Annotated in this window: 22 protein-coding genes and 5 pseudogenes; 8 read left to right on the plus strand and 19 right to left on the minus strand. The window is 55.3% G+C overall.

Annotated features, from left to right (window positions below; all coding sequences use genetic code 11):
• Positions 1-40 precede the first annotated feature (40 nt).
• Entirely contained in the window at positions 41-301 is a 261-nt protein-coding gene (locus tag ACWHXP_RS03630) for a hypothetical protein (RefSeq protein ID WP_489634480.1), read from the plus strand.
• A 368-nt stretch (positions 302-669) separates the two neighbouring features.
• On the opposite strand, the pseudogene ACWHXP_RS03635 reads toward ACWHXP_RS03630, so the two are convergent.
• The 6 genes and pseudogenes from ACWHXP_RS03635 to ACWHXP_RS03660 form a co-directional block, all read right to left on the minus strand.
• Positions 670-1,473: pseudogene (locus tag ACWHXP_RS03635) on the minus strand (recombinase family protein); the annotation flags it as partial.
• Positions 1,445-1,645 carry a hypothetical protein gene (locus ACWHXP_RS03640; protein ID WP_489634479.1) on the minus strand — a complete coding sequence of 67 codons (201 nt, stop codon included), beginning with the start codon at positions 1,643-1,645 and terminating at the stop codon, positions 1,445-1,447. The pseudogene ACWHXP_RS03635 and the gene ACWHXP_RS03640, both read right to left, overlap by 29 nt.
• Positions 1,642-1,824, minus strand: a complete 183-nt coding sequence (locus ACWHXP_RS03645; RefSeq protein WP_489634478.1) for a hypothetical protein — start codon at positions 1,822-1,824, stop codon at positions 1,642-1,644. Before ACWHXP_RS03645 ends, ACWHXP_RS03640 begins: the two co-directional genes overlap by 4 nt.
• Positions 1,811-2,167, minus strand: a complete 357-nt coding sequence (locus ACWHXP_RS03650) for a hypothetical protein (RefSeq protein ID WP_402706696.1) — start codon at positions 2,165-2,167, stop codon at positions 1,811-1,813. Before ACWHXP_RS03650 ends, ACWHXP_RS03645 begins: the two co-directional genes overlap by 14 nt.
• Entirely contained in the window at positions 2,164-2,310 is a 147-nt protein-coding gene (locus ACWHXP_RS03655; protein ID WP_008330650.1) for a hypothetical protein, read from the minus strand. Before ACWHXP_RS03655 ends, ACWHXP_RS03650 begins: the two co-directional genes overlap by 4 nt.
• Positions 2,307-3,428, minus strand: a pseudogene (locus tag ACWHXP_RS03660) (replication endonuclease); the annotation flags it as partial. The gene ACWHXP_RS03655 and the pseudogene ACWHXP_RS03660, both read right to left, overlap by 4 nt.
• Positions 3,429-3,498: 70 nt before the next feature.
• Here ACWHXP_RS03660 and ACWHXP_RS03665 point away from each other — a divergent pair.
• On the plus strand, positions 3,499-4,548 hold the full coding sequence (locus ACWHXP_RS03665) for a phage portal protein (RefSeq protein ID WP_489634477.1): 1,050 nt from the start codon (positions 3,499-3,501) through the stop codon (positions 4,546-4,548).
• A gap of 215 nt (positions 4,549-4,763) precedes the next feature.
• Here the strand turns inward: ACWHXP_RS03665 and ACWHXP_RS03670 are convergent, their stop codons facing one another.
• From ACWHXP_RS03670 to ACWHXP_RS03690, 5 genes are read right to left on the minus strand one after another with little or no spacing between them, the layout of a single operon-like run.
• Complete coding sequence (locus ACWHXP_RS03670; protein ID WP_489634476.1) at positions 4,764-5,486, minus strand: immunity 52 family protein; 723 nt, start codon at positions 5,484-5,486, stop codon at positions 4,764-4,766.
• Between the two features lie 4 nt (positions 5,487-5,490).
• Positions 5,491-6,078, minus strand: coding sequence for a restriction endonuclease fold toxin 5 domain-containing protein (locus ACWHXP_RS03675; RefSeq protein ID WP_489634475.1), 588 nt, complete (start codon positions 6,076-6,078; stop codon positions 5,491-5,493).
• A gap of 2 nt (positions 6,079-6,080) precedes the next feature.
• Positions 6,081-6,440 carry a hypothetical protein gene (locus ACWHXP_RS03680; protein WP_489634474.1) on the minus strand — a complete coding sequence of 120 codons (360 nt, stop codon included), beginning with the start codon at positions 6,438-6,440 and terminating at the stop codon, positions 6,081-6,083.
• Entirely contained in the window at positions 6,424-6,930 is a 507-nt protein-coding gene (locus tag ACWHXP_RS03685; RefSeq protein ID WP_489634473.1) for a DUF4123 domain-containing protein, read from the minus strand. The genes ACWHXP_RS03680 and ACWHXP_RS03685 overlap by 17 nt, the downstream gene beginning before the upstream one ends.
• A complete protein-coding gene (locus tag ACWHXP_RS03690) occupies positions 6,930-7,337 on the minus strand; it encodes a PAAR domain-containing protein (protein ID WP_489634472.1) in 408 nt (135 codons plus the stop codon). Before ACWHXP_RS03690 ends, ACWHXP_RS03685 begins: the two co-directional genes overlap by 1 nt.
• A 1,064-nt stretch (positions 7,338-8,401) precedes the next feature.
• Between ACWHXP_RS03690 and ACWHXP_RS03695 the strand changes: the two genes are divergently transcribed.
• Positions 8,402-8,695, plus strand: a complete 294-nt coding sequence (locus tag ACWHXP_RS03695; RefSeq protein ID WP_489635888.1) for a hypothetical protein — start codon at positions 8,402-8,404, stop codon at positions 8,693-8,695.
• A gap of 148 nt (positions 8,696-8,843) precedes the next feature.
• Here ACWHXP_RS03695 and ACWHXP_RS03700 read toward each other — a convergent pair.
• Positions 8,844-8,942: pseudogene (locus tag ACWHXP_RS03700) on the minus strand (transposase); the annotation flags it as partial.
• Positions 8,943-10,189: 1,247 nt separating this feature from the next.
• Between ACWHXP_RS03700 and ACWHXP_RS03705 the strand changes: the two are divergent.
• Both ACWHXP_RS03705 and ACWHXP_RS03710 read left to right on the plus strand, forming a co-directional pair.
• On the plus strand, positions 10,190-10,591 hold the full coding sequence (locus tag ACWHXP_RS03705) for a hypothetical protein (RefSeq protein WP_489634471.1): 402 nt from the start codon (positions 10,190-10,192) through the stop codon (positions 10,589-10,591).
• Positions 10,592-10,853: 262 nt separating this feature from the next.
• Positions 10,854-11,132 (plus strand): hypothetical protein, encoded by a 279-nt coding sequence (locus ACWHXP_RS03710; RefSeq protein WP_489634470.1) that lies wholly within the window; start codon positions 10,854-10,856, stop codon positions 11,130-11,132.
• A 252-nt stretch (positions 11,133-11,384) separates the two neighbouring features.
• On the opposite strand, the gene ACWHXP_RS03715 is transcribed toward ACWHXP_RS03710, so the two are convergent.
• Positions 11,385-11,816 carry a tyrosine-type recombinase/integrase gene (locus ACWHXP_RS03715; protein ID WP_489637762.1) on the minus strand — a complete coding sequence of 144 codons (432 nt, stop codon included), beginning with the start codon at positions 11,814-11,816 and terminating at the stop codon, positions 11,385-11,387.
• Here ACWHXP_RS03715 and ACWHXP_RS03720 point away from each other — a divergent pair.
• Together ACWHXP_RS03720 and ACWHXP_RS03725 are read left to right on the plus strand one after the other, a co-directional pair.
• Positions 11,761-11,979 (plus strand): annotated as a pseudogene (locus tag ACWHXP_RS03720) (phage terminase large subunit family protein); the annotation flags it as partial. The gene ACWHXP_RS03715 and the pseudogene ACWHXP_RS03720 sit on opposite strands and share 56 nt — an antisense overlap.
• Positions 11,979-13,052 (plus strand): phage portal protein, encoded by a 1,074-nt coding sequence (locus ACWHXP_RS03725; RefSeq protein ID WP_489634468.1) that lies wholly within the window; start codon positions 11,979-11,981, stop codon positions 13,050-13,052. The pseudogene ACWHXP_RS03720 and the gene ACWHXP_RS03725, both read left to right, overlap by 1 nt.
• A gap of 155 nt (positions 13,053-13,207) precedes the next feature.
• Here the strand turns inward: ACWHXP_RS03725 and ACWHXP_RS03730 are convergent, their stop codons facing one another.
• The 6 genes from ACWHXP_RS03730 to ACWHXP_RS03755 form a co-directional block, all read right to left on the minus strand.
• Positions 13,208-13,462: a hypothetical protein gene (locus ACWHXP_RS03730; RefSeq protein WP_489634467.1), complete on the minus strand. Its 255-nt coding sequence runs from the start codon at positions 13,460-13,462 to the stop codon at positions 13,208-13,210.
• A 170-nt stretch (positions 13,463-13,632) separates the two neighbouring features.
• A complete protein-coding gene (locus tag ACWHXP_RS03735; protein WP_489637774.1) occupies positions 13,633-13,938 on the minus strand; it encodes a DUF6188 family protein in 306 nt (101 codons plus the stop codon).
• Between the two features lie 393 nt (positions 13,939-14,331).
• The gene (locus ACWHXP_RS03740) at positions 14,332-14,922 is read right to left on the minus strand and encodes a hypothetical protein (protein ID WP_489634466.1); all 591 of its coding nucleotides are present in this window, start codon (positions 14,920-14,922) and stop codon (positions 14,332-14,334) included.
• A 221-nt stretch (positions 14,923-15,143) separates the two neighbouring features.
• Positions 15,144-15,812, minus strand: coding sequence for a hypothetical protein (locus ACWHXP_RS03745; protein WP_489634465.1), 669 nt, complete (start codon positions 15,810-15,812; stop codon positions 15,144-15,146).
• Positions 15,813-15,965: 153 nt separating this feature from the next.
• The gene (locus tag ACWHXP_RS03750) at positions 15,966-16,253 is read right to left on the minus strand and encodes a toxin-antitoxin system YwqK family antitoxin (protein ID WP_489634464.1); all 288 of its coding nucleotides are present in this window, start codon (positions 16,251-16,253) and stop codon (positions 15,966-15,968) included.
• Positions 16,254-16,451: 198 nt separating this feature from the next.
• Complete coding sequence (locus ACWHXP_RS03755) at positions 16,452-16,643, minus strand: hypothetical protein (protein ID WP_489634463.1); 192 nt, start codon at positions 16,641-16,643, stop codon at positions 16,452-16,454.
• 61 nt (positions 16,644-16,704) lie between these two features.
• Here ACWHXP_RS03755 and ACWHXP_RS03760 point away from each other — a divergent pair.
• A pseudogene (locus tag ACWHXP_RS03760) lies at positions 16,705-17,469 on the plus strand (IS3 family transposase); the annotation flags it as partial.
• Positions 17,470-17,472 lie beyond the last annotated feature (3 nt).

The following is a 17,472-nucleotide window of genomic DNA, read 5'->3' on the forward strand; positions in this document are numbered from 1 at the left end:
TTCCCTGAGCTCCAGCTGGATCGAGCCAAAGATATCGCCCATGATCTTTCTGGCCATCAGAGGATTTTCGCGAAGCGCAGCAGTCAGGTTCATCAGGATCTCGTTGAAGATGCTGGTCACGTTGGGATTGCGTGCTGCTTCGCTCGCAGCTTTGAGCGCAAGCCTGCGCTGCAGGGAGCTGCGATCATTTTCGAGGGTCTTCAATTTCTCCGCCAGCGCCTCCGAGACACCGATCATCGTGATGGCATCAACCACTCTGCCGATCTCTGCCGTCAGCTGTGCTATACGTTTTGTTGTCTGAGAAACATCTTCCGTAGAATCGGTATTCTCCTTCAGCATCTCTTCAAAGGCCTTCTCAAACTCGGCAGCTGCCACAGGTGACAGTAGTTCTGCGCGGATGATCGAAATCAGTCTCTTTTCGACCAGCTCTCTTAGTATTGAAAATCCTTTGCACACGGCAGGGCCGCGATCCTTGGCCGCTGCACAGCCATAGCGCTCGGCATTGATCGCAACCACGGCTCCGCCGCAGTGCGGGCAGAGCATCATGCCCCCAAAGAGAGTTGTCGCAGGGCGGACTTGGCGCTTGCGCCCATGCTCGTCCCGGCCGGCGTCGATGCGCTCGCGCACGCGGCGCCAGAGTTGGTCATCAATGATGCGCAGCTCTGGCAGGTTTGCCGTTTGCCATTCCTCCCGGGGGCGCTCCGTCCGCTGGCGTCGCCCGGTATCCGGATCTTTGATCCACTGAGATCTGTTCCAGACGTACTGCCCCACATACATCGAGTTATTCAGGATGCCTGAGCCCTTCACCGGGCTGCCATAAATCGCCGACACGGCCCACGTGCTGTCACGTGGCGATGGCACGCCCTGGTTATTCAGCTCATGAGCTATCCGCTGCACGCTGTTTCCTGCCGCATATTGCTCGAAAATCCACACTACCCAGCGCGCCTGACTTTCATTGATCTGGTATGTGCTCCCGCCGTCAGCCTTCACAATGTCATACCCAAAGGACTTACCCCCGGCGATGTAGCCTCGCTCCACTTGGCCGGCTTGGCCTCGATGCGTCTTGCTCCGCAGGTCGTCCAGGTACAGATCGTTGATCAGACCTCGCACGCCGCGCATTATCTTGCGGCCGCTATGTCGCGAGTCGTATCCGTCCGAAACGCCGATGATCCGGATACCTCGGTGCTCAAGTCGGCGGACAATTTGCTCTTGCTCCACCTGGTCGCGTGCAAGCCGGTCGAGACCTTCTACCAATAGCAGATCGAAGCGGCCGGCGAGGGCATCGGCCAGCATTGCGTTACCTGCTGGCCGGCTTCCGACGGCAGTCGAGCCGGAGATGGCCGCGTCGCAGCGCTCGAATTCGACCGTAGCCCCCTCCCGATCCGCCCGAGTTCGGCATACTCGTAACTGGTCATCGAGAGAGGTCTCGCTCTGTTTGTCGCTGCTATACCGTGCGTAGATCGTTGCCTTCATTACTATCTTGTGTCGTTGATGTTGCTGTATTAAGTGGGTTGCCGGTCAACCAGTTCTTCACCGCTTGGGCTGCAAGCATCCTGATCAATGGACGCATGTTTGAGTTTTTTTCAAGAATATCGGCAGCAATAAATGGGGCGCTTTGATGTGAGTTCTTGGACCGCTTTTTCATCTTGCCTCCCAATTTTTCAGCTTGGGTTGTTGATTATGCCGGCGGGCGACGCACGTCGCTAAGTCGCGCGGATGGCTGCTCATGCTCCAGCCTTCGACCTCGGGAACTTCGTTTTCCACTTGCTCGGCCAGCATTCGTAGAAGCTGGCCACAGGCGGTTGGATTTTTAATTGCGAGCATCCATTCTCCCCCTGTCGATAATGTTCGCGCTGTAGTCGCTCAGGCACAGACGTCTAGCTTCGCAGTTCGGGCTATTGCGGCGCACGTCTCCGGCATCATCGCAAGTGAGGATATCCGCCAGCGGTACGCCACGGAACAGACCGGCCGGCTCGTTATCCAGCTCCACCCAGGCGAACCGCTCGCCGTTGCCCAGGTGCTGACGAATAACCGACACATAGCCCGCCAGCACGCCATCGTCAGGCGTGTTGAACGTGATGCGGTCGAGGGCCTGGGGTGGCTGCATCACGAAGTCGCGCGGCTTGCTGGCGGGGGCGATCACATCAAATTTCACAGGTGCATTCATTGCTTCTTCTCCTTGGTGGCCGTGACAGAACACACGCCAAAGCGATCGACGGCGGCGGCGATCACGTCGCAGCTATGGGCTGCGATGGCGGTGTATGAATGGCGTGCGCTGGCGGTGCGCACGACGACACGAAACGCGGTCATGGGGCGTTCCCTTTCGTTGGGTTGGGATCAATCGGTAGTTCGGTCACATCGAGGCGGCCGGCGCGCCAGTCGGCCACCTGGCGAGGCGTGCCGCGGCGCGGGGACTTGTCCGGCACAGGCACCACGCGTGGCCAGGGGCACGCCTTGATGGCAGCCCAGGCGGCCAAGGCCCGGCGCTGTTCATCGGCGGTCATGCCTGGCCCCGGCCATGTCGGCATGTCGTCCACCACCGGTCGAGGCCAGGGACATGCGCCCAGGGCGAGCCAGGCATGATCGATCTGCGTAGCCTGGTCTAGCTTGAACATGACCGGCGCTGGTGATGTCTTCGGCTCGAAGGACACATCGGCCGCAAAGTCAGTCCCAGCGGGCTGCGTACAGTTATTTACACGAGTCCAAGGGAACCCCGAACCCGCCGATGCGCGGGCGTCGTGCCCTTGAACTGGCGTCCATTTATGCCGAACGGACTTGAACACCACTCCGGCCATTTGGCGGCACTGGACGCCATAGGGCATTACGCGTTCACACTCTTCATAGCGGCCGGTGACAGTCTTGGTTTCTTTGGCCAGGGTGACCATCAGATCGTCGCGCTTCACAATGGCGCCGCCTTGGGCACGCAAATAGCAGGCCCAGCATGCACGCTTCTCGCCCTCGACCTTTTGTACTGCATCCCAGGCGGCGGCCATCGCCGGCGGTGCCTCTTGCACCATGTCCGCCGGCACGCGGCGCAGCTCGCGCCAGACGCTTACAGGTGCGCCACCCCATTGCTGGAACTGGCGAATGCCCCAGCGGGCCGCCCAGGCTTCTACGCGCGCCGAGGGCGTCAGCTCATAATCGCCGGCCGTGTCAGTGGTCACCACGTAGCCTTCTTTGGTCTTGTGGTCGGCCACGCCGTCAATGTTCTTGGCCACATACTTGGCGATGTAGCCGGCGGCGCTGCCCTTCGACCAGTCAATTCGCTTCACGTCGAGCCGGCGCTTGAATGCACCCGGTTCGCCACGGTCCACGCGCCAGGCGTAGCGCTTCATCACGCGGATAGCGCGGCCGGCCACGTCCTTGACGTGCGGAGTGGTGTAGCCCGGCAAAGCGCGCACAAACACCAGCATGTGCCAGTGCGGGCATGCATGCCCTCGACTACGAGCCTTTTGAAGGCACCACCGCTAACAACACCTCTTCCATGGAGTTCTTCTGATGAAACATAGCGCACGCCGCCGCGCGGCTGCATCCGCCAACACCGTACCGGCCAAGGTCGATGCACCGCCGCCAGCCGTTGAGGCATTTTCTTTCGGCGACCCGTCACCCGTGCTGGAAGGCCGGGACATGCTGGCCGACGTCGAGTGCTACCGCAATGGTGATTGGTACGAGCCGCCGCTCAGTATGGCCGGCCTGGCCAAGTCCTTGAATGCCAGCGTTCACCATGCCAGTGCGATCTGGTGCAAGGTCAATATCCTGGCCTCGACTTTCCAGCCTTCCGAAGTCTTATCGCGCGGCGATTTCACGCGCCTGGCGCTGGACTTCCTGTTGTTCGGTAACTGCTATGCCGAGCGGCGCGAGAGCATGACGGGCAAGCTGTTGAGCCTCAAGCCGGCGTTGGCCAAATACACGCGCGTCGGCGTGGAGCCAGGGCGCTATTTCTTCGTCAATGGCTGGCGGGATACCTACGAATTTGAGCGGGACGGTATCTGGCACCTGCAGGCACCGGATATCAACCAGGAAGTGTATGGCGTGCCGCAATACGTGAGCGCGCTGCAGTCAGCCTGGCTCAATGAGTCGGCCACGCTCTTCCGTCGCCGCTACTACCTCAACGGCTCACACGCGGGCTTCATCCTCTACATGACCGACACCGCCAGCAACGTCAATGACGTGGACAAGCTCCGCGAGGCGATGCGCAACAGCAAGGGGCCGGGCAACTTCCGCAACCTGTTCGTGTATGCGCCAGGTGGCAAGAAGGATGGCCTGCAGATCCTGCCGGTCTCTGAGATCGCTGCCAAGGACGAATTTTTCAACATCAAGAACTGCACGCGCGACGACGTGCTGGCCGCGCATCGCGTGCCGCCGCAATTACTCGGGACCATGCCCAACAACACCGGCGGATTCGGCGATGTGACGAAGGCCGCCGCCGTCTTCGGCTGCAACGAGATTGAGCCGTTACAGGCGCAATTTCTTTCCTTGAACGAGTGGGCCGGCCAAGAGGTGGTCCGCTTCCGTCCCTATCAACTTCCTACCAATGAGGGCAAATAATTATGAGCGATCACGCCGACAACGCAGACAGCAGAATCTATCGAACCATCGCCGCCGGCCTGGCCGCCGCACGACGTGCGCCAGCGCTTCAGCCTGACTGCCGCTGCCATTTCTGCGACGAGCCAGTAGCCGTCGAGCTGCTGTTCTGCGACATTCATTGCCGGGATGACTATCAGAAGATGGATTCAGCGCGTCGCCGCGCTGGAAGACATCAGCTATAGATTCGAAAAGCGAGGAAGCAAATCTTGATCTGCAAGGCGAATCTCAATCGCGTTTGCAACCTTGATGTGCTCCTTGTTTTTCAAAGAAAACGTTTCGTTCCGAACGCTGACGACGATTGTTCCTTTCTGCTTCTTGTCTTGGTCCCAAACCGGAATGAGCTCGGGAGCCTCCGGCACCTGTGCTGGTGTAAGAATCTCAGGTAAATACAGCATCCAGCCGACGCATGGGCGATCTTCGAAGACGGCATGCCGAGTTTCGTACGGAGGAGGGCTGACCTGGATATAGGGCGCAGGGAAGATTTCTAGAAGGGTATTGATAATCTGAACGATATTTCCCTTTTCCTCCAGAGCATGAACGGCTTTTGCATTGATTTCAAAGGCCGAGTTCGAACTATTCGAACCGATAGATAGTTCATGCAGGATGACTGCTCCACCAGTATCTTCTTGACCGTTCCATACACCTAGTGCTCTAAAGGTTTCTGATGGATCGTTTTGTTCCTCTTCTTTAAAAATAGAAATAGCCGCCTCCGACGGCCCATTTTTCTCAAAAGCGACGTTGCGTCGCGCATTGTCAGGTGTATCCGCTGGTGGGCACCAGTCTTCAAGCGGCATGCCTATTTTGTCTAGCGCGGTAGCTACCTTCCATAGCTGATTGAGCTGTTCGAGAATACTAGGAAGGCTATCGATACCGGCTTTGTAAGCGAACTGAATATTCATGAGATTAGGGCATAAAAACTACAGTTATGAGGAAACCTCTGGCGCTGAATCGACGTCGCATATGGGCGGCAACGAATTTCTCCATGAAGTACCAATTTAGGCGTGCAGGAGGCGATGCTGTAGTCACAGCATTTTGCTTAGCTGCTTGCATCAGAAGCTTCCTATATCCGGTGAACGAAAAAAAGAACTTCGGCTTATCCATCTCTTGGTCAAAAAAATGCCCGTACTTGGCCTTGGCCTCCTGCAAGAGACATTCAGGAGAACGGAATCCGTCAAAGTCCACGCCAGAAAATGCCCATTCAGTGTAGGGGGAAAAGCCCGTCACTCGAGCCTGATACTCGCGAGAGATATCGGACATATTCCATTTTCGCGTAACGAGTGCACCACCGTCCGGCGGACACTTCTTGCACTTATCGCTTTTCTTTGCCACGTCAACTTGAGCAAGCGGCTTGCTTTGAGCTTCTTCAGCTCTCTTGGAATTTGTATAGACTGCAGCGGTACCGCCGGCTACGGCAGCAGTGCCGGTTAGTGCCAACCAAGCTGCAACTTCCGCAGAGATGGCCGGCACGAACGGGATAGCGAGAAAAGCCATGCTTATTCCTCTTCTTGTTCTGAAGTGCGAGCGAAGTAGCGCAGCACATCTTTCATATCGCTCAGCCGTTGCTCAGGCGTGGCTCCTGGCTTGCTCAGGTATTGTTGCGTCTCCGGACGTTGGAATATTCCGGGTAGATCGGCGGACATGTACATCATGTAGATGAGCGAAGGCGTCTGAGTGAATCCCAGCTTCAGCCCATTGTCATATGCGGCGCGCATTCGTCCGATGATCTCGGCGCGGCCTGGATGCGCCTGGAGATCAGCTCGATCTGCCAGGAACTCATCGGCAACCGCCGCAACGAAATTGTCAGTGTCGCGCGCCTGTATCTTCTGGAATTGTTCTTCAGTGATTCTGAGCATGATGCCTTCCAATGCGCACACGGCGGCCATCCATGAAAAACAGCCATTCGGTAATCCCTTCGAACAGATAGCTACGCTGCGACTCATCAAAATCCCGCGCGGCATTGGCCAGCGCTCGCGGATCCCATAAACGCAGCAGGGCCTGTCGACCGTCTGGCAGCACGACCTGCACGCGGGCCAGCAGCGTGGCCGCCATTTCATCCAGGCCCATTGGACTGATGAGCCATGACACTGCGGGAGACCTTGCCTCCAGTCGTGTCACGTCGCCGTGCAGATCGGTTGGAGCGTTTTCGGCATCCAGTAGCCACGGTCCTGATGGAGAGAGGTGAGCATCGACCGTACCGAGGAAGAGCCCGCGCATGTGCGGATCTTCCTCAAGGGCCTTTTCATAATGAGCCTGGTAGTGAAAGCCATCCACCAGGGCATATAGCTTGAGTTGCGGCATGGTGCTGCGCAGTTGCGCAAGCCGCTGTTGAATGTCGGCAGGCATCAGTCGCGCACGATCATAGTTGCGCCGGACTTTGCGGCATTCATCAGGCAACTGAGGCAGATGCCTGAATCGGCTGGGGGCAGTGCATTGGTCAGGGTGCTGGCGGCAGTGGAAGCGTTGGCGGCCGTACCTGCATCCTGTTCCATGGCGTGGGTAGTGACTGCCTGTGTAGCCATCAGGACCGCACCACATGCGGTGCGGTCTCCCTCGCGAGCAGGTGCCTTGCCGTTAGTGATCATGTCTTCGGCACCGGTGGTAATCGGGAAGGTGCCTTTACAGAGCGGGCAGAAGGTCAGATCGCCGATGCCTGCCACGGCCTTGCCATGGATCAGAAAGGTCTGATCGCCGCTGATGACCGTGCCGCCATGGCTGGTCTTGTCTCCAATGGTGATGAATGGACGACTCATGATTTCCTCGCCAGGTTAGACATGGCGCACAAGTGCTGCGCTGTTGTGCTGGCTTTGACGAGGGGTAACAGAATTTGTTCCCATTGTGCGGGAAAGCCGCCCTGACGCGTTCGGGGGCCGGGGTGGAGGAGGGCGAAGGCTGAAATAATTGCAAAAATGTAATTATTTTGTCTTTTTCAGCCCGGCGCGCGCGGTTGCCCCCACCCCGCGCCTGCCCACTACTTAGGGCTGTTTTGACTCAAATTTGCATCTGATGCCAAAGCCCGTCCGACTTAGCCTGGCGGCCTGACGGATGGCTTCCGGAACTGACGCAATTTGACGCAACCAAAGAGCGATTTAATTTAGATGCGGCAGAGTCAGTTTGCTCATCGAGCCATAATGTGTTCAGAACCCGCCAGGCCTAAACCAAATTGGGATATTCCCGCAAAGGACAGGCCGTAGGAAGGGGAGAAACGTAAAACCCGCGCCCTCCTGGCGGATATCGCAGATTAGATGGCACACTTTGCATCATTGATTCCCCGCGTGCCTTCGACGGTTTCATGCGGATGGCAACCAGAACCGCTCGCAGCACAACTTGCTCGGCAACCTTGGTCCAGCCCGAGGGGTTCACTCCAGACAGGTATCAGAATTGACATACCCTCTGCCGACCATTCGAGGGCTAGCTATGATGGGGAGTATTTCTTAATTCCAAATGGTGGGGTTTACCGCTCTAGCAGCAACCCAGGCTGGCTGGTAAGCCATGCCCCGGAGGCCAGTGGATACAGCCTGCATATCCAAAACAGTGGGGAAACGCTATGGCGCTCTGCTAAGGAAGCCCATCATTGCGATGGCGGGAGCGCAATGATACAGAACCTGGAACAGATCAGGACAATTACCAGTTCCAGCACCTCCTTTTGTGAAGGACTGTTCTTCCCGGCCCATTGCCTGACCCGTAAACTGTCTCACTTGATTGACGCGCCAGTGCCGCGAGCAATCCGCTTTCACTGCCCGCTGATCCCTGCGCACTTGCGCCACTCAAATCGATCATCGATATCATTGCCCAAGGTCTCTCCGGAAATGCCCCGTTGATCAACGCTCCCTTGGCACTGGTCAACCTGCAACAGGCGGCCGTCTACATGCTCCTGCAGAACATGCCGCACAATTACTCGCACGTAATGGTAAGCCAACCACCTAGCCCTGCTCCGCGCCAGATCAAACGAGCCGTCGAATTCATCCAGGCGCGCCTGGCTTCCCCCATTTCCCTCATTGACATTGCCGCACATTCCTCTGTCAGCGTGCGCTCACTTCAGTTTGGGTTCCGAAAATACAAGGGGATGACTCCCATGGAATTCCTGGCACGCAACGCCTGGGGCGGGTGAGGGGGGGGCCTGCTGGACCCAACAGTTCCGGCAGATATCCGCCACATAGCGCTAAACTGGGGATTTCCCCATTTTTACCTCTTCTTGCGCTATCACAATAGACTGTTCGGCGAGTGCCCGCACACCACACTGGCACGGCGCAAATAGCCCCGAGCCGTTTCGTAACATCAGGGGCTGAGTGGCCCCGTTCCGTGACCTGCTTGACTGCCTCAATCTTGAACTCTTCCGGATAACGCTTGTTACTCATGACGACTCATTGGTTGCCTGATATTTTAGGCTGCGGAGTGTCTAGTAGGTCCGGGGGGAGGATGAAATCGAAAGGGAATAAACATATTCCCCTCAACGATCTCGGCTGCAGGGGGGGCTTTGATTTTCAGGAGGTAGCGTTTTTAGTCTAATCGCTCCGTCTGGCTCATAAACGATTAGGCTTGATAGAAGGTTAAGAACCATTCCCAAATACATAGCTCCACCAATAAAGAAAAGCCAAAACCTCTTACTCATTAGGATCATCCCGCAAGTAAAGAATTCTTTCAGTCGTGCCCAATCTAGTAGCATGATTTTTTCCACAAATGCAAAGCCTGCTGAGCTGATCGCTACGGTTGACTTCAAGGCACGCCCTGATTGCTAGCAAAAACTATGTATCTAAGTCTTCAGCGGAACCAATAGGAATTCTTTGCAGGGAATGGAGGTCGTGATGTTGCGAGGATCCCTCGCCTGTTAAATATGAGTTTTTCTTGCGCAAGTAAAAAAAGAGCCATACCGCAAATGCCGATCCACAAATCGTGAAATAGAAACAATAAAAATACACCACAATTTTCAGTATGCTTTTAGCGGCTTGGATCGAAAGGGGCATCTGTACCTTAAATTGTTTGTACGGACTTGCTTTTCCCAGAAGCAGCCAATCATTGCCAACAAATCGTTGATAACGCAATTACACTTCTAAGGCTAAGGTTCTGTTAGTTGACTTGTATTAATTGCCGTAATAGTAGGCTAAAACAACTGAATAAATATAATATTTAACATTTTTTGCATATTGTGTATTTTTTTGGGATTTTGTGGATGCCGGACACCCTTTCCCTCGTTGGATACGCAGCCGTTATAACAAAACCGCCCGCATGACGCGGCGGTTTTCCATGAATTGACCTATTCAGCCCAGTGGCAAGGCCCTAGCATTGGGCAGTTCTCGCTTCTCAATATTGAAAGGCGCGGCGGGCCTCTGCGCACTATCGGGCTTGAAAGTGGATACCGGTCCGGCCAATTCACGCGCCTGCTCCATCATGGGGTTGGCAGCAGCAGCGGCCGCAGAATTCTGCTTAGCGGCTGGTCGATTGCAGACATTTTGTCAATTACGCTCACCTATGTCTGCTCCTGTTCCGCCATCTGTTCCTACGGCGTGTCGGTCTGGCTGCCGACGCTGGTGGCGCAGTTCAAGGTCAGCGACGTCATGCATGTGGGACGTACACTGCCGAGCCGTCCACTGCAGCTCTCATCTGTATGTATCTGATTAGTCGCCACTCTGACAAGACGCGTGAGCTCCGCTGGCACCTGGTCGGTCCGTTCGCGTTCGTCTGCAGCGGTCTGGTGGGCAGCATCGTTATGCACGACTCGATGGGCTGGGCGCTGCTAGCGTTGTCGGTCGCTGCGGTCGGTGCCTACAGCACCACCGTCATGCTATTCAGCATCTCCAGTGTAATGTTGTCGGGTGTCGGGATGGCCGCCGGCGTCGCGGCGATCAACTGTGTTGGCGGCCTGGGCGGCTTCGTCAGCCCCTATATGGTGAGTGTGGTCAAGGACATGACTGGCAGCATCGACAACGGTGTCTTCTTCATCGCCTGTTTCGCGGTAATTGGTGCGCTGATGACGTTGACATTGCCCAAGCAGCTGGTCAATCGCTAGAGAAAATTCATAGTCGATTTCCCATTTAACAGTGCGCTTCTGGCCGATTGCGGACCTTGCTTCACACGCTGTTTCTGAATAACAAATCCTGCCCCCACGCCCATCAACCACGTTCGCATGATTTGCTGGATACATAGCTGGACTCCACATCCGCCTACCATCATTGTTTCTTTGAGCTAAGATGTCCGCATGGGCCAGAACCGGTCCTTGGAATTAAGGCCCGAGTTTTTCGGTCATCCCCTTTGCGTGATATCGTGACGAAATGGCAGATTTTACTGACGCACAAGAAATGCACAAAATGTATCCGGTGACCTTTGAGGCACCGTCGCCTAGCGAACTCGCAAATGTGCGCGCGGGAACTCTAGTAAAAATTTGCGCTGATGATGTTGAGCGGTTTTGGGTCATTGTTACAGTCGTGGAAGGTAATAGCTTGCAGGGTACCGTCAACAATGTCCTGCGGCACACCGATGTGCATCAGTTGAAAATTGATGACGTTGTTTCATTTGAGCTACGACACATTTATCAGATCTATCAAGACTGAATAAGCATTTTCCGGGATGCAAAAGGATTTCCGACTTTCACTTCCAGTCGGAAGCCGAGGCTTGGGACCGGCCATTAACGGAGCTTTTCAGCTGATTCGGAAAGGTAGATAACGGGCAAATCCTGCCCCCGCAACCAAATGCACTAAGGCGCAAGCCTTGCAGATAAAGGCCTCTAACGTTACCGCGTTAGAGGCCTTTTGCTTTTGCGTGACTCTGCAAAAACGGCCTGCGTGACTTTTGCGTGACCTTGTTCAGCCGTTGACCACGCGCAAGATCGTCATCCTCTTCCGCGTGAGTTCGACCTTGTTGGCCTGGTCGACCAGGCGCTCGACCGTTCCAGTCGCGTAGTGCTCGGGCATGCTCTTGTTGGCGTGGCCCAGCAATAGCGCCCGGTCTTCTTCGGAGACGCCGGCGGCGCGCAGGCGGGGGCCATACGTGTGCCGCAGGTCATGTACGCGCACTTGCGGCAATTTCGCCCGCTCGCGCGCTTGGTTCCAGCCGTTGTTTCCCATCTCCACGATCCGCCCGCCCCGATAGGGGAAAACGTACTTGGCATCCTTCCCGCGCTGGCCATTGATGACGCTCTGTGCAGTGTCGTTGAGGATCAACACGTGGGCCGCTGGTGCCGGTCGGCTGCAGTTCGATGCCGGGTGGACGGACATTGCGCAGTCCTTCATGGCCATCCGCAAGATTCTCACGCCCAGCGGTCGGGCCGTGACCTATGACGCCGGCCGTTCGCAGGAGACCGGTCACGCCGACCTGGCCTGGTCGGTCATGCACGCGCTGGACTATGAGCCCTTCGAGGGCAGCACGGCCAGCAATACTTCATTCATGGAGATCACCTGATGAAACATCAATCGCGCCGCCGCCGGGCGGCAACCGGTTTTTCGGATTTTTCTTCACCTGCCTTGCCGGAAAGACCGCCCCGAGCCGCATCCGGAGTGGAGGTGTTCACTTTTGGGGACCCTATGCCGGTACTCGAGGGGCGTGACATGCTCAGCGACATCGAGTGCTATCGCAATGGCGACTGGTATGAGCCGCCCTTGAGCATGAGCGGCCTGGCGCGTTCACTCAATGCCAGCGTGCATCACGCCAGTGCCATCTGGTGCAAGGTCAATATTCTGGCATCGACCTTCGAGCCTTCGGCGCTGCTGTCGCGGGCTGATTTCACGCGGCTGGCGCTGGATTTTCTGTTGTTCGGGAATTGCTATGCGGAGCGGCGGGAGAGCGTGACGGGCAAGCTGCTGGCGATCAAGCCGGCGCTGGCCAAGTATGTGCGTGTGGGTGTAGTGCCGGGGCAGTATTACTTCGTCGACGGCTGGCGCGCGCCGCATGCGTTTGCGGCGGATTCGGTGTGGCACCTGCAGGCACCGGACATCAACCAGGAGATCTATGGCGTGCCGCAGTACGTGAGCGCGCTGCAGTCGGCCTGGCTCAATGAGTCGGCCACGCTGTTTCGCCGGCGGTATTACCTCAATGGATCGCATGCGGGGTTCATCCTGTACATGACGGATACCGTTAGCAATGTGGCCGACGTGGACAAGCTGCGCGAGGCCATGCGCAACAGCAAGGGGCCGGGGAATTTTCGGAATCTGTTTCTCTATGCGCCTGGGGGGAAGAAGGACGGGGTGCAGATTCTGCCGGTGGCGGAGATCGCGGCCAAGGATGAATTCTTCAATATCAAGAACTGCACGCGGGATGATGTGCTGGCTGCGCATAGGGTGCCGCCGCAGTTGTTGGGGACGATGCCCAATAACACCCGAGGATTTGGGGATGTGACGAAGGCGGCTGCGGTGTTTGGCTGCAATGAGATTGAGCCGTTGCAGGGGCAGTTTCTTTCCTTGAACGAATGGGCGGCCCAAAAGGTGGTCCGTTTCCGTCCCTATCAACTTCCTGCCAATGAGGGAAAACAACCATGAGCGATCACGCCGGCAACGCGGACGGCAGAATCTATCGAGCCATCGCAGCTGGTCTCGCCGCCGCACGAAGAGCGCCAGGATAGCAAGTCGCTGCACTGGAAAATTCACGGAGATTCAGGACTGGCAGCAGTCGACTCCAAAGTGGACACAGGAATTTACTGGTCGTGCTTCGCCAAGAAGTCGTCAATCTCTTGATCGGCAGCTGCCCATTTGGGACCACGCGCTTCATACATGCTCACAAGCCCAAGTAGTTCTATCAGACTTTCGGCCTGAAAACTCATGCCGTCTTTCTCGGCGTGCCAGCCGTCATTTCCGGGTGCGGTAACCATGTAAGTCTTCTGGCTGAGGACGAGGTAGGCCGGGACTTCCACGTTTGCAGCCGCGCACAGTAAAGGTTGGGCTTGAGCCATACATATACTCCAATAAGTCCGAGGTCTGGTTGTCTGAATGTCACCTACGTCCGCTGCTGGCCGATTGCGGAATTTAGTCAACATATTTTGGACATAGCGCATTACAAAGAATCGCTTTGTCTACAGCTCATCGTTCATGCCCACTAACGCAAATGCACTAGCCGTGAACATCAACTAACAGTAATTGGAAAGATCCCATGGTGGGTAGTAACCACATAAGACTCCAGCCCATTTCGTTCCGGGATTATCCTTAAACACATACCATCATCAAAGTTCAGGGTCAGCGTGTTCTCATGGTCGATCTCCGCGGCTTCGACCACATGATTTAGACAATCAAATAAGATTGGACTCGTGCTCGCATCTTCTCCATGGCCTAGTCGGCTAGAGTCTGCGTCAGTACATTCAAACGTGCGCTGGATGAGAATCTGCGCCCCGCTAACGAAAAGCAAAATGATCGAGCCGATTCCCACTGTCACCCCGCTACAGATGGTGTGAAAAAATTCTGCAAGGTCCCTATCTTCGATCAAACTCGGCCTCTCTTATCTCGGTGGTAGCACTCCGTTGGGCATCATCAGAACATGCTTCTGCACTCTCGTCTCAGTTACACCGGTCACCTGATCTATCGATTAACCATTTTGTATCGATACCCAGTAACCATTTTCAAATCCGGAGACAGGCGTAGATCCGGGCGGCGTCACACTACTGGAATTGGTTCGCCGAGCGCTCGGCTCTGTGCCTAGAGGGGGAGAAAATACTAATTCCGCAGTTCTGACCTGCCCGGCTGCGAGATTCAACCATTCCGCCACGTAATTTAACATGTCCGTTTCTGGCCGATTGCAGCCGTCCAAAAGTTCAGATTTCACTCGACCCTAGCTAGATTTACGGAGAAACCATCCCCAAGCCTTGCGGTACCAACGACGCCTTACGATTCCAATATCTGAAACCTCCGTCCTAGGTACAATTTTTACCCAACCTGCGGCTGCAGCCCGTCGTTCGAGCTTTTGAAATAGTTCAAGCGTGCTCTCTAGTCTAGCTTTCTGTTGCTCATCCGTGAGGTGCTCGCGCATTTCACGTACTGAGGTTACTAGCGAAGGCAATAAGCCCATCGGAAGCTGAATTTCGTGGCAAGCACCAAAGGTATCAAATGACGCATTAAACCCTTTTGAGAACGACTCAAGCGCGGCGCTCCCGCCACGAACCAACAATGCACTACCAAGCGGAGCGAAATGTCCCGGCACTCCCCAAGCCTGTACCGCCCAATCCGCATCGGCAAGAAAGAGATCTTCAAGCAGGAGCAACGACACTCGCTCGGAATTCGCCAGGCATTCCTGTACAGCGCTCCACCGAAAAGATTGATTTGCGTCGACGAATTCTTCGGCGTGCTTCCCGTTCCAAGCGAACGAAATTCTTTCACGTCCCGAAGGTGTGTAGTGCTCAATAAATTCGGTGATTTCTGACACAAAGGCTCCAATTACTACAAAGGCCGGTATTGGCCGAGAGCAGACCAACTAATTTTCGGAGACGGTATTCGGATGTGATGCTTTGGAGTTGAGAAGAGCGCCTATCAGCAATGTTGTATCCGACACGATGATAGATCGAGATGCGGGGATAAATAGTAAGCAATTCATCGCTTTTTCCAGGTCAATTTGAGATCTACACTATTTGACCCACTTATTTATTTCTATACAGTCGGCCCATAATTTTTTGACAAAAGCAAACTTCGCAAAAATTCATTGGAATTTGAGTCAATTAACCTTCCAGCGCAAGAGACTTCAATTAAGTCACGACGATAAACGATATGCGATTCCGACGGCAAACCAAAAAATGGTGCAACCTGAGGATATGTTAAACAAATTTGAAACAAAGATGCCCAAGCTACCTCGGAAGCATCAACCTTTCCCATTTCATAGAACGTCCAGCCAGAATTTTCCTTACCATCTCCCGTATATCGGTCCATTTGAAAGTCTCCAGAGCGTTGAAGCATCACCTTGGAAACAAGACCAGCTTGCATAAGTGAAAAAAAGTCTGGTTCAACTCCAATTTCAGCGCAGAGCTGTCTCTGCACCATCAACTGGGAAAAAGTTCTATTCGCACCCGGAACCCACCTAATCGGAAACTCAGAGAATGAAGGCTCATGAACCACTAGGCTTCCATTCTTATTCGCAATTAGCTTTAGCCGCCCCCATCCCATGTCAACGGTATTACCATCATTGAAGTGCTCCCCACGCTTAATACACCCCTCAAGATGTTCCATGAAGGAACTCACCCCTGCCTCGTGAGTTGACGATACTTCAATTGAAAACCAAGGCTGCCCATCGCTGGAAAGAACATGGGAATTCAGCACAGGCATTAGTTGCCTCCATTAAGGTAGGAATTAATCCTATTTTGAAGATACTGCTGCATTGCTGCACCTCGCTGTGCAGCATCGTTTATCTGCATCATTTGAATTTCTTTAAAGAAGTGGCTGCTTCTGGCCGTAAGCGGGCGTCCATTAAGTCAGATTTCATTCCGAGCTCCCGTCCTCACGCCAATACTTCCATTCACCGGATTCGACTCCGTGCTCATACTGGCCCTCTGCTGCCAATTGACCATTCTTATGAAAATCGCGCCAAGTGCCGTGCTCATGGCCGTCAACATAATTCCCTTCGGACTGCAGCTCGCCCGATTGATAGTAGGCGCGGAAGAGACCGTGCCTCAGCCATCTTGAGCCGTCTGGTGAAATATAGCGAGAATACCGAAACTTCAATTCGCCAGTCTCGTACGGAATTTCTGCAATGTTCAGTTCCGACATGGTTTTAGATCGTTAATGGATCGGGGGCTTACTCAGAGTTTTTCTGGCTATTTCTTCGCTCTATGTTCTAACCAACGTCCGCTCCTGGCCGGTTGCGGACATCTTGGCTCAAAGAAACAATGGGAGCAATCGATGTGAAGTCAGATTCTTCCAGATTGCTCGCCGAACTGATTGCCCATGTTCGCTGAAATGCACAGTTCATTGCCTGCCGTCGCCGCTCTGCTTGAAAAACCTCTCCCGCGAAGTCTCCAGCAAAGGCGTCCCCGCCTGCACGCACAGCCAGGCCTGCGCGAACTCCACCACCCCGCGCTCGGTCTGCCGTCGCTCGATCCCCTTGATGACCATGCGCGAGGCCTTGATGGCATCCACCTGGACATCCACCAGCTCCATGATGACCTCGCCGCTGTCACGCTGCAGCCGGGCACCTTTGTCGGCCGGCGGCGGTCGCCATCGCTATCTGGATCTGAGCCGGTGGGTAGCGGGTTATCAGTTGCTACAACCTGAAAAGGATCGGAGCCTGACGCAGCAGCTCATCGCGGCGTCGCAAGAGGTTCCCCGATTCGGCTATCGGCGGATGTATGCCTGGCTGGCCTTGGGCGAGTCCCGAGTGCGACGGCTCTGGAGCTCGCTCAAAATGGGCATTCCACGAAAGCGGCCTCGCAGGCGTCGATGCGGCAATGATATTCGGTTACCTGGAGCAACCAAGCCTAATTCGGTCTGGAACTACGACTTTGTTCATGACCAGATGGTGGATGGACGCTCGTTGAAGATGCTGTGTGTGATTGACGAATACCCCCGGGAATGCCTGTCCATCGAAGTTGTTGCCAGTTTGCGCTCCCAGGATGTCATCTTGACGCTCTCGCGATTGATGCGGTTACATGGAAACCCAGCCTACGTTCGGTCGGACAACGGAGCCGAGTTCACAGCGGCCAAGGTCATGCGCTGGCCGCGGGATGCCTTCGTTGGGCCCGCCTTCATTGCGCTAGGCAGTCCATGGCAGAACGGATTCGTAGAAAGCTTCAATGGCAAGCTGCGTGACGAACTGCTTAACCGGGAGTGGTTCCGCAGTCGGGCAGAGGCGAAAGTGCTGATTGAAAGATGGCGTCAGTTCTACAACGAGCGCAGGCCGCATAGCGCACATAACTACCAACCTCCAGCTACGGTCCGTCGTGCCTGGCTGGAATCGAATATGATCGACAACCGACTCACTGCCTGACTG

The sequence above is a fragment of the Herbaspirillum sp. Her2 genome (genome assembly GCF_057961375.1).

Excerpts from the sequence above, each read along its gene's own strand:
- ACWHXP_RS03630 (WP_489634480.1), top strand. The coding sequence starts at position 41 with ATGATCTTTCTGGCCATCAGAGGATTTTCGCGAAGCGCAGCAGTCAGG.
- ACWHXP_RS03685 (WP_489634473.1), bottom strand. The coding sequence starts at position 6,930 with ATGCCTGCCGACATTCAACAGCGGCTTGCGCAACTGCGCAGCACCATG.
- ACWHXP_RS03650 (WP_402706696.1), bottom strand. The coding sequence starts at position 2,167 with ATGAATGCACCTGTGAAATTTGATGTGATCGCCCCCGCCAGCAAGCCG.
- ACWHXP_RS03725 (WP_489634468.1), top strand. The coding sequence starts at position 11,979 with ATGAAACATCAATCGCGCCGCCGCCGGGCGGCAACCGGTTTTTCGGAT.
- ACWHXP_RS03710 (WP_489634470.1), top strand. The coding sequence starts at position 10,854 with ATGGCAGATTTTACTGACGCACAAGAAATGCACAAAATGTATCCGGTG.
- ACWHXP_RS03755 (WP_489634463.1), bottom strand. The coding sequence starts at position 16,643 with ATGGAGCTGGTGGATGTCCAGGTGGATGCCATCAAGGCCTCGCGCATG.
- ACWHXP_RS03675 (WP_489634475.1), bottom strand. The coding sequence starts at position 6,078 with ATGGCTTTTCTCGCTATCCCGTTCGTGCCGGCCATCTCTGCGGAAGTT.
- ACWHXP_RS03750 (WP_489634464.1), bottom strand. The coding sequence starts at position 16,253 with ATGTCGGAACTGAACATTGCAGAAATTCCGTACGAGACTGGCGAATTG.
- ACWHXP_RS03640 (WP_489634479.1), bottom strand. The coding sequence starts at position 1,645 with ATGAAAAAGCGGTCCAAGAACTCACATCAAAGCGCCCCATTTATTGCT.
- ACWHXP_RS03745 (WP_489634465.1), bottom strand. The coding sequence starts at position 15,812 with ATGCCTGTGCTGAATTCCCATGTTCTTTCCAGCGATGGGCAGCCTTGG.
- ACWHXP_RS03715 (WP_489637762.1), bottom strand. The coding sequence starts at position 11,816 with ATGGCCATGAAGGACTGCGCAATGTCCGTCCACCCGGCATCGAACTGC.
- ACWHXP_RS03645 (WP_489634478.1), bottom strand. The coding sequence starts at position 1,824 with ATGCTCGCAATTAAAAATCCAACCGCCTGTGGCCAGCTTCTACGAATG.
- ACWHXP_RS03690 (WP_489634472.1), bottom strand. The coding sequence starts at position 7,337 with ATGAGTCGTCCATTCATCACCATTGGAGACAAGACCAGCCATGGCGGC.
- ACWHXP_RS03680 (WP_489634474.1), bottom strand. The coding sequence starts at position 6,440 with ATGCTCAGAATCACTGAAGAACAATTCCAGAAGATACAGGCGCGCGAC.
- ACWHXP_RS03670 (WP_489634476.1), bottom strand. The coding sequence starts at position 5,486 with ATGAATATTCAGTTCGCTTACAAAGCCGGTATCGATAGCCTTCCTAGT.
- ACWHXP_RS03705 (WP_489634471.1), top strand. The coding sequence starts at position 10,190 with ATGTATCTGATTAGTCGCCACTCTGACAAGACGCGTGAGCTCCGCTGG.
- ACWHXP_RS03655 (WP_008330650.1), bottom strand. The coding sequence starts at position 2,310 with ATGACCGCGTTTCGTGTCGTCGTGCGCACCGCCAGCGCACGCCATTCA.
- ACWHXP_RS03665 (WP_489634477.1), top strand. The coding sequence starts at position 3,499 with ATGAAACATAGCGCACGCCGCCGCGCGGCTGCATCCGCCAACACCGTA.
- ACWHXP_RS03730 (WP_489634467.1), bottom strand. The coding sequence starts at position 13,462 with ATGGCTCAAGCCCAACCTTTACTGTGCGCGGCTGCAAACGTGGAAGTC.